9 protein-coding genes and 1 pseudogene are annotated in these 8440 nt (G+C 71.8%); 6 read left to right on the top strand and 4 right to left on the bottom strand.

Annotated features, from left to right (window positions below; genetic code table 11):
- Both GT042_RS07760 and GT042_RS07755 read right to left on the bottom strand, forming a co-directional pair.
- A partial coding sequence (locus GT042_RS07760) for a condensation domain-containing protein (protein WP_345943709.1) occupies positions 1–622 on the bottom strand: 622 nt, incomplete at its 3' end.
- 569 nt (positions 623–1191) lie between these two features.
- Entirely contained in the window at positions 1192–1692 is a 501-nt protein-coding gene (locus tag GT042_RS07755; protein ID WP_202532494.1) for a hypothetical protein, read from the bottom strand.
- Positions 1693–1955: 263 nt separating this feature from the next.
- Here GT042_RS07755 and GT042_RS07750 point away from each other — a divergent pair, with 263 nt between their 5' ends.
- From GT042_RS07750 to GT042_RS07735, 4 genes are all read left to right on the top strand, one after another.
- Positions 1956–2948, top strand: a complete 993-nt coding sequence (locus tag GT042_RS07750; RefSeq protein WP_161307969.1) for a helix-turn-helix domain-containing protein — start codon at positions 1956–1958, stop codon at positions 2946–2948.
- 125 nt (positions 2949–3073) lie between these two features.
- Positions 3074–4159 carry an iron-siderophore ABC transporter substrate-binding protein gene (locus tag GT042_RS07745; RefSeq protein WP_161307968.1) on the top strand — a complete coding sequence of 362 codons (1086 nt, stop codon included), beginning with the start codon at positions 3074–3076 and terminating at the stop codon, positions 4157–4159.
- Positions 4160–4266: 107 nt separating this feature from the next.
- Complete coding sequence (locus tag GT042_RS07740) at positions 4267–5235, top strand: iron ABC transporter permease (RefSeq protein ID WP_161307971.1); 969 nt, start codon at positions 4267–4269, stop codon at positions 5233–5235.
- Positions 5232–6332, top strand: coding sequence for an iron ABC transporter permease (locus tag GT042_RS07735; protein ID WP_161307967.1), 1101 nt, complete (start codon positions 5232–5234; stop codon positions 6330–6332). The genes GT042_RS07740 and GT042_RS07735 overlap by 4 nt, the downstream gene beginning before the upstream one ends.
- Before the next feature lie 89 nt (positions 6333–6421).
- On the opposite strand, the gene GT042_RS07730 is transcribed toward GT042_RS07735, so the two are convergent.
- Together GT042_RS07730 and GT042_RS07725 are read right to left on the bottom strand one after the other, a co-directional pair.
- Positions 6422–6802 carry a fic family toxin-antitoxin system, toxin component gene (locus GT042_RS07730; protein WP_161307966.1) on the bottom strand — a complete coding sequence of 127 codons (381 nt, stop codon included), beginning with the start codon at positions 6800–6802 and terminating at the stop codon, positions 6422–6424.
- Positions 6799–7098: a DUF1778 domain-containing protein gene (locus GT042_RS07725; protein WP_202532493.1), complete on the bottom strand. Its 300-nt coding sequence runs from the start codon at positions 7096–7098 to the stop codon at positions 6799–6801. Before GT042_RS07725 ends, GT042_RS07730 begins: the two co-directional genes overlap by 4 nt.
- A gap of 112 nt (positions 7099–7210) precedes the next feature.
- Between GT042_RS07725 and GT042_RS07720 the strand changes: the two genes are divergently transcribed.
- Together GT042_RS07720 and GT042_RS38815 are read left to right on the top strand one after the other, a co-directional pair.
- Positions 7211–8044 carry an aldo/keto reductase gene (locus GT042_RS07720; protein WP_161307965.1) on the top strand — a complete coding sequence of 278 codons (834 nt, stop codon included), beginning with the start codon at positions 7211–7213 and terminating at the stop codon, positions 8042–8044.
- A gap of 214 nt (positions 8045–8258) precedes the next feature.
- A pseudogene (locus GT042_RS38815) lies at positions 8259–8440 on the top strand (hypothetical protein); the annotation flags it as partial.

Below are 8440 nucleotides of genomic sequence, written 5' to 3'. Positions count from 1 at the left end.
GCGCCTCCGCCTCCGCCCGCTGGCGGCGCGCGTAGTCGGCGTACTGCGCGGCCGGGGGACCGGACGGATCGTCCGCCCCACGGACGAAGGCCGCGTACACCGGCCCGAGTTCACGGAGCATGATGTCCATCGACTGTCCGTCGAAGACCGTGTGATGCATCGTCAGCAGGAGGACGTGCTCGCGCGCCCCCAGCACGACCAGCCGGCCCCGCACCAGCGGCCCCCGGCTCAGGTCGAACGGGGTGGCGGCCTCCTCCCCCTGGAGCGCGACCAGCCGCTCCTCCGCGTCGGCGCAGCCCGTCAGGTCGTCCACCACCAGCGTGTAGCCGGTGTCCGGCGGATCGATCCGCTGGAACACCTCCCCCTCCACGGCCACCAGCCGGGTACGCAGCGCCTCGTGCCGGGAGACCAGCGCGTCGAGCGCCCGGCCCAGCACCGCCCGGTCCAGCGGGCCCCGCAGCCGGTACGCCATCGCCTCGTTGTACGCCTGGCTCGCGCCCCGCATCTGGGAGAGGAACCACAGCCGCTGCTGGGCGAGGGACGTCACCGCGGTCGTGGCCGGGCCGTTCGCCTGCTTCGACCGTGGGGGGAGGGAGACATGGGAGGGTTCTGTCGCCGACAAAGCTGGCTCTTTCCCGTGTGGGGGGAGGGGGGTACGTACGAGAGAGTCAGAGGTACGAGAGAGTCAGACGAACGCGCGTGTCACGATGACCGGCCCGGCCGTGGAGCGGGCGACGACATCGTTGCCATCACGTAAAGGATCACGTGCGATCTCCATGGGACGACCTGCTTCCCGCTTCCTGAAGCGTCGTACGACAGACGGACGCAAGGCGGACGCGGGCCGTGGGCAGACCACATCCGCCCTCCGGTGGCCCGGGGGTACCGTGATGATTGATCAGCTGTTGAGGACCTGTCAATGGCCCCCAGCGAGAGGCCGGTTCGGCGGCAAAGAATGAGCAATGCATGGACGTCCGGACCTCCACGCACCACCGCCTGATGGCATGCTGTCCCCACTCGACCAGGCGCTTTCCGCAGCTGTGACCGGCCGGTGCCATACCTGCGAGGGGTTCGGCCCGGGGAGCTTGCCGGCGTTGTCGTCATCCCGCCAGAAGCCGGAAACGCCGACGCCGACCACCTGATGGTGGTCGGCGCCGGCGGGCCGAGAGACGCGGTCGTCCCCCTCGGGCGGCTTCAGACGCTCGGTGAAATGCCGAGCGACACACCGTTGATCGCCCCTGCCGAGTTCACCGGAGCGGCGTGGTTGATGGTCCGTCCGAAACACACGGACCAGGAGTTCGCCCCCACCCCCGACGACGAACAGATCCATTCGTTCAGATAACCGCTGGAGTTCGCCAGGTCCATGGCCGCTGTCGCACGGTAGGAGCTGGATCGTTCGTTGCGGACGATCACCGCCCCCTGCACCCCGTTCCCGTTCCCGTTCGACGCCCTGACCGCGCAGACCTGAGCGAGCACATCGGTCTCGATGTGGATCGTGCCGGCGCAACGCCACTCGCTGGAGCTGGAGGTGATCGGATTCGTGTTGCCGTAGGGCCGCCAGCTGCCGCTCTCGGCGGCCGCGGCGGGTCCGGCCGCCGCCAGACTCAGACCGACGACAGCGGTGAGCGCGGCGGTCGACCCTGCGACCGTCCGGGCGACTCGTGTGGTGATCCCTTGTGCTCGTCGCAGCTTCATGTGTTCTCCCCGTTGGGCCTCAGGCGCTTCACTGAGGCTGGTGGTGTGGACGGGGTCGATATTGCCGTGACGCCGGCAGAACGTCGTTGGCCAAGAGTCCACACGTCTTGACGATGCGTCTACAGGTAGCCCCACGTGAGGCAGCGGCCTGCGCATCACCCTCCGCCCGGCCGAAAACCTCTTGAACCGCCGGTCCGCTTGTGACGAGAGTGGAGGAGCGGCGCGAAGCCGGTCGGGGGACGCGAGGGGAGACGGTGGGAGACGTGCTGGTCGAAACGGTGTTCCGGAGTGAGGACGTGCCCGCGGCGGACCGGTTCGAGTGCTGGCGGGAACTCATGAGCCGGTCCTACGCCCCGATGGAGCTGCACAGCGACCACGCGGCCGATTTCCAGGTGCACCAGCGGCTGATCCGGCTCGGTGCGGTGTCGGTGTGGCCGGGGGAATTCCAGCCGCTCGTCATTCGGCGGACGCCGAAGCTCATCAGGCAGTCCGACCCCGAGGTCTACCAGCTGACGCTTGTCCTGAAAGGCAGCGGGAGACTCGTTCTGGACAGGCAGGAAGCGATCTGCGACGTGTACGAGTTCCATTCGAACGACTCGTCGCGGCCGTCCGAGACCTGGACCGGTCAGGAGCGGACCGGGATCGTCGGGGTGGAGTTCCCCAAGACGCAGCTGCCCCTGCCGAGGAACAGGGCCGACCAGGCGATCGGGCGGCGGATGTCGGCGAAGGAAGGCGTGGGCGCGCTGCTGGCCCAGTTCCTCATCCAGCTGACCAGCAACACCGGCCAGTACGCCCCGGACGACGGCCCCCGTCTGGGGACGGTCCTGACCGACCTCGTCGCCGCGCTGTTCGCCCACACCCTCGGCACCGACACGTCCCCGTCGCCGGACACCCGCCGGCGCACGCTGGTCCTGCGGATCCAGGCGTTCATCCAGCGGCACCTGCACGACCCCGGCCTCACCCCGCGCTCCATCGCCGCCGCACACCACATCTCCCTCAGCCACCTGCACCGCCTCTTCCGGGACGAGGACGCCACGGTCGCCTCCTGGATCCGCCGGCAGCGCCTGGAACGCGCCCGCCACCACCTCACCGACCCCGCGCTCCGGACCGACCCCATCCACTCCGTCGCCGCCCGCTGGGGATTCACCCACCCCGCCGACTTCAGCCGCGCCTTCCGCACCGCCTACGGCCTCCCGCCCAGCGACTACCGGCACCAGGCCACCCACTCCACGGCGTGGCCGCAGGGGTGGACGTGAGATTCCACCCGTCGGAGCACGCGTTCCTCGCACCCCGCCGAACGGACGACACAGGCGCCGGTCCACGCGCACGAGGGCCCCGGAACGGCTCCTACGGAGCTTGTGTAAGGTAAGCCTCGCCTTATATGAGCGAGGAGAGCAGTGTGCGTACGTTCCGGTGGAAAGCGGTCGTGACCGTGTCCCTCGTCGGGGGACTGCTGGCCGGATGTTCGGCCGGGGGCGACGGCGGAGACGGCGGCGCTGGATCCGGGGGGAAAAAGGCCGCCGACGGCTCCCGGAACCTCGTGGCCGGCGCCGCGGAGGGCCCGTCCGCCGCGCCCGGCGCGATGGCCGCCGGCATGGGGGCGAAGGCTGCGGACGGCGTTTTCCCCCGGACCGTCGGGCACTTCAAGGGCACCACGACGATCAAGGGGACACCCCAGCGGATCGCCGTGCTGAGCACCGGTCAGCTCGACGACCTCCTCTCCCTCGGCATCGTGCCCACGGCCACCACACGCGCCGACAACGCCGGGCTCGTACCGGACTACCTCAAGGACACCTTCCCGCAGTACGGACAGAAGCTCGGGAAGATGACCGACGTCGGGACCAGGGCCGCGCCCAACCTGGAGACGCTGGCCGCCGCCAGGCCCGACCTGATCCTGGCCAACGACTCCCTCGGCGACCTGTACCCGAAGCTGTCGAAGATCGCGCCCACCGTGGTGACCAAGGGCCAGGGCATCAACTGGAAGCGCGACCTCCTGCTGGTCGGTGCCGCGGTCGGCAAGGGCGGACAGGCCCAGAAGCTGCTGGACGACATCACCACGGACGCCGCCGCCCAGGGCAAGAAGCTCGGCGGCGCGAACACCGCCGTGTCCATGGTGCGCTTCACGTCGGACCGCACCCGGATGTTCGGCGTCTCCTCCTTCACCGGGTCGATCGCCGTCGACATGGGCCTCGGCCGCCCCGAGCCGCAGCGGTTCACCGCCATCTCGGAGGACATCAGCGCCGAGCGCATCGACCTCGCCGACGGCGACTGGATCTTCTACTCCGTGCAGGGCGACCCCGACAGGACGGACTCCGGAAGCGTGCTCGCCGGGCCCCTGTGGAAGTCGATGAAGGGCGTCAAGGCCGGTCACGCCGTCAAGGTCGACGACGACCCCTGGTACCTCAACGCCGGACCGACCGCCGCCCGCGTCGTCGTGAAGCAGCTCGCCGACACGATCGGCTCGTGACAGCGGTCCGCCCGGCCGCACGGGGAACCGGGACCCGTGAACCGGCTTCCCCGACCCGTCGTACGGCATCCGGCGCCGCGTCCCGTACCGCTTCCCGGACCGCGTGGCTGGCTGCCGCCCTCGTCCTCACCGTCGCCGTCTGCGCCCTCAGCCTCGCCGTCGGCGCCCGTCCCGTATCCCTGCCGACCGTCGTCGACGCCGTGCTCCACGGCGGTACGACTCCGGACGCGCTGGTCGTACGGTCGCTGCGCCTGCCCCGTACCGCCATCGGCCTCACGGCGGGCGCCGCCCTCGGCCTCGCCGGGGCGGCCCTCCAGGCCGTCACCCGCAACCCGCTCGCGGACCCCGGCATCCTCGGGCTGAGCCAAGGCGCCGCCGCCGGCGTCGTGTTCGCCGTCTCCCTGGGCCTGGCGAGCGGATTCGACGGGTACGTCTGGTATGCCTTCGCCGGGGCCGTGGCCGCCGCCTGCGTCGTGTACGCCCTCGCGACCCGCGGCCGGGACGGCGCCTCGCCCGTCAAGCTGGCGCTGGCCGGGACGGCGCTGTCCGCCATGGTCGCGGGCGGCACCACCGTGGTCCTGACGTCGAGTTCGGCCACACTCGACCAGTTCCGCTTCTGGCAGGTGGGCGCGCTCGGTGGCCGCGACGCCGGGACCGTCGGGCAGATGCTGCCCTTCCTGGTGGCCGGCGCGCTGCTGGTCCTCGGCTCCGCCCGCGGCCTCGACGCCCTGGCACTCGGCGACGAGACGGCCCGCGCGCTCGGCCACCGGGTCCAGCTCGTACGGATCTGCGCGGCGCTCGGCGCGACGATGCTCACGGCGGCGGCCGTCGCCGCCTCGGGGCCGATCGCGTTCCTCGGCCTCGCCTCGCCGCACCTGGCCCGCCGGCTGGTCTCCGGCAGCCACCGTTGGATGCTCCCGCTGTCCGCGCTGCTCGGCGCCTGCCTGCTGCTCGCGGCCGACGTCGCGGGACGCGTCGTCCGCGCGCCGGCGGAGGTTCCGGCCGGGGTGATGACCGCGCTCGTGGGCGTGCCGGTGCTGATCGTGCTCGTACGCCGCAAAGGGGCGGGCACATGAGCGCCGGCGTGTCGGAGAGGCCCCCGGCGCCACCGCCCCACCGGGGAACCCTGGTCACCCGTCACCCCCACGCGGCCGGGCTGCGTGTGCTGCGCCGCCGCCGCTTCTCCCTTCTCCTGCACCGGCGTTCGGCCGTGGTCGCCGGTGTGCTGCTCGTCCTGCTGGTGGGCGTCCTCGCCGCGTCGGCGAGCGTCGGGCAGACCTACGTGCCGCCCGCTGACGTCTGGCGGGTGCTGCGCGGCGAGCCCAGCCCGTACTCCCTGGTCGTGGGCGAACTACGGGTGCCACGCATCGCGCTCGGTGCCCTGGTCGGCGCCGCGCTCGGGGCCTCCGGCGCGCTGGTGCAGACGGTCACCCGCAATCCCCTCGCCAGCCCCGACGTCATCGGGGTCGGGCACGGCGCCGCCGCGGCGACCGTGCTGGCGCTCGCCACCGGAACCGTCGCCTCGCCCGGGGCGCTCCCCGCCGTGTCAGTGGCCGGCGGTCTCGGCGCGGCGGCGCTCGTGTACGCCGTCGCGTGGCGGCGCGGCATGCAGGCGAGCAGCTTTGTGCTGACCGGCGTGGGCATCGGGGTCGCGCTGTCGGCCGTGGTGCAGCTCTACCTCACCGAGAGCGAACTGGGCGCCGCCGAGCAGGTCAAGCTGTGGCTCACCGGCAGCCTCAGCGGACGGGGCTGGGACCAGGCGGTTCCCCTCGCCTGGGTGCTGGTCCTCTGCCTGCCCGGCCTGGTGTGGGCCAGCCGCGCCATGCGGCCGCTCGGCCTCGACAACGACACCGCCGCCGCGCTTGGGGTACGGGTGCGGCGCACCCAACTCGGCCTGACCACCCTGGGCGTGATCCTCGCGGCCACCGCCACGGGCGCCGCGGGACCGATCGGCTTTGTCGCGCTCACCGCCCCGCAGCTGGCCAGGCGCCTCACCCGTACCCCTCAACTCCCCCTGCTGGGATCGGCGTTGACGGGCGCGGTCATGGTGGTCGCCGCGGACCTCGCGGCCCGTACGGTGATGCCCCCGCTGGAGATCCCCGTCGGAGCACTCACCGCGCTGGTCGGAGGCCCGTACCTGCTGTGGCTCCTGGGGCGTCCGGGACGGTCGTAGAGACTTCGCCGACGGCGGGCAGCGCCACCCCGTGACGAGCGGGAACCCGGACGACGACGCGGTCATCGGCCGCGTCTGCTGCTCCCCGCTCAGCCGACGGTCCACGCGTGGAGCTGGCGGGCGATCTGCGCGACCCCCACCGTCCCCGCCGCCGTGTCACGGACCAGGGCGGGCGCCGCCTTCGGGTCGTAGTCGAGGCGATGGCCGTACAGGGAGAGGAACGCCTCCGTGGCGTGCCAGGCGAACGCCTCGTTCGAGTGTTCGAGGCAGGGCAGCTTGACGAGTGTCTGGAGCAGGGCCGCGGCCTTGAGGTGGTGCGAGCCGTAGATGTCGCGGTCCATGGCCCGCGCGTGGACGCGGGCGACGGCGGCGTGGAGCGGGCCGTAGTCGTCGACCTGCGGATCCCGGGGGAGCAGCTCGGCGGCGTGCAACAGGTACGAGACGTCGATCTGTGGTTCCGGCTCACTCACGCGGCGTGACCCTGCTCCCGCCGCGCCAGCTCCTGGCGGGCCTGCTGGTCCGCCGCGCGCTGCTCCGGCGTGGGGTCGATGCTGCTGGGCTCGGCGTCGAAGGCCGCGCCGCTCCGGGCCATCGACGTCTTGAAGCCGTCGAGGAAGGTGTTCTCGACGGCGGTGGCGCGCTCGTACGCGGCGGACAGGATGTACTCCTGCATGCTGATCCCCGCGGCCTTGGCCGCCGCCGCGATGGCGGAACGCTGCCGTGGATCGGGGAAACGCAGACTCATGGCTCCTTTGGACTCACTCATGGTATCGAAGCTACCACTGATACCAGGCGGGAGGGGAGGGGGGAGCCAGGAAGAGCCCCGGCTCCGCGGCTGCGAGCATGGTGACCACCTGATCGCCGAGAAGGAGCTGACGATGACAGCGATGCGGACCGTACGGTTCCCCTCCGGGGCGGAGCTTCCCGTGCTCGGCCAGGGCACGTGGCGCATGGGCGACGACCCCGCACGGCGCCCCGGGGAGATCGCCGCGCTGCGGAGGGGCCTGGACCTGGGGCTGACCGTGATCGACACGGCGGAGATGTACGGGAACGGGGCCGCCGAGGAGTTGGTCGGCGAAGCGATCCGGGGCCGGAGGGACGACGCGTACCTCGTGAGCAAGGTGCTGCCGTACAACGCCGACAGAAGAGGTACGGCCGAGGCGTGCCACGCGAGCCTGCGCCGCCTGGGGACCGACCGGATCGACCTCTACCTCCTGCACTGGCGGGGGAGTGTCCCCCTGCACGAGACCGTCGCGGCGATGGAGGCGCTGGTGTCGGAGGGCAGCATCGGTGCCTGGGGGGTGAGCAACCTGGACGTCGACGACCTCGCGGACCTGCCGGCGCACGCCCGGCCGGAGACCGATCAGGTGCTCTACAACCTCACGAGGCGGGGCCCGGAGTTCGATCTCTTTCCCCGCTGCCGGGAACTCGCCGTCCCGATCATGGCGTACTCGCCGGTGGAGCAGGGCCGCCTGCTCGGCCACAAGACGCTGAAGGCGGTGGCCGCCGCGCGTGGCGTCTCGCCCGCGCAGGTGGCCCTGGCCTGGGTGCTGCGGCGCGACGACATCGTGGCGATCCCCAAGGCGTCGACCGTCGCGCACGTCGAGGAGAACCACGCGGCCCTGGACCTCCACCTGACGGACGACGATCTCCGTGCCCTCGACCGGGCCTTTCCGGCCCCGGTCCGCAAGCGGTCCCTCGACGTGCTGTGACGCGTATGACAGGTCGCCGGAGAAGGTGCCGTACGACTCCGGGCGACAGTTCCGTCGGGTAGCTGGACCAGCCCGGCCGACGCGCTCAAGAGGGGTGGCGGCAGGGCGACATGGGCCTCCACGCGCACCAGGGCGGACGGGCTTTCGGCGCTGTGACATTCCTGGGTGAATGAGTCAGATCATATCGAACTGACCATCGATTACCCTCGAACGCGTGCATGAGGACATGCCTGGTCGGCGCCATTCCCGCTCTCGCTCCCGCTCCCGCAGGGAACAGCGGCGCCGTCGAAGGGCCAGGAGACGACGGGTGGTGTGGACGGCGGCCGGCGCCGCGCTGCTGGCGGTCGCCGTCGCCACGTACGGCGCCGCGAGCAGCCAGGGCGAGAGCGGCGGCAG

It is taken from the genome of Streptomyces sp. SID3212 (assembly GCF_009865405.1).
GTDB lineage: Bacteria > Actinomycetota > Actinomycetes > Streptomycetales > Streptomycetaceae > Streptomyces.
This window is presented reverse-complemented; position numbering and strand designations above follow the sequence as displayed.

What these genes read in the sequence shown, in the direction of transcription:
- GT042_RS07725 (WP_202532493.1), bottom strand. Translation starts at nt 7,098, where the DNA reads ATGAGTGAGTCCAAAGGAGCCATGAGTCTGCGTTTCCCCGATCCACGG.
- GT042_RS07745 (WP_161307968.1), top strand. Translation starts at nt 3,074, where the DNA reads ATGAGCGAGGAGAGCAGTGTGCGTACGTTCCGGTGGAAAGCGGTCGTG.
- GT042_RS07720 (WP_161307965.1), top strand. Translation starts at nt 7,211, where the DNA reads ATGACAGCGATGCGGACCGTACGGTTCCCCTCCGGGGCGGAGCTTCCC.
- GT042_RS07735 (WP_161307967.1), top strand. Translation starts at nt 5,232, where the DNA reads ATGAGCGCCGGCGTGTCGGAGAGGCCCCCGGCGCCACCGCCCCACCGG.
- GT042_RS07755 (WP_202532494.1), bottom strand. Translation starts at nt 1,692, where the DNA reads ATGAAGCTGCGACGAGCACAAGGGATCACCACACGAGTCGCCCGGACG.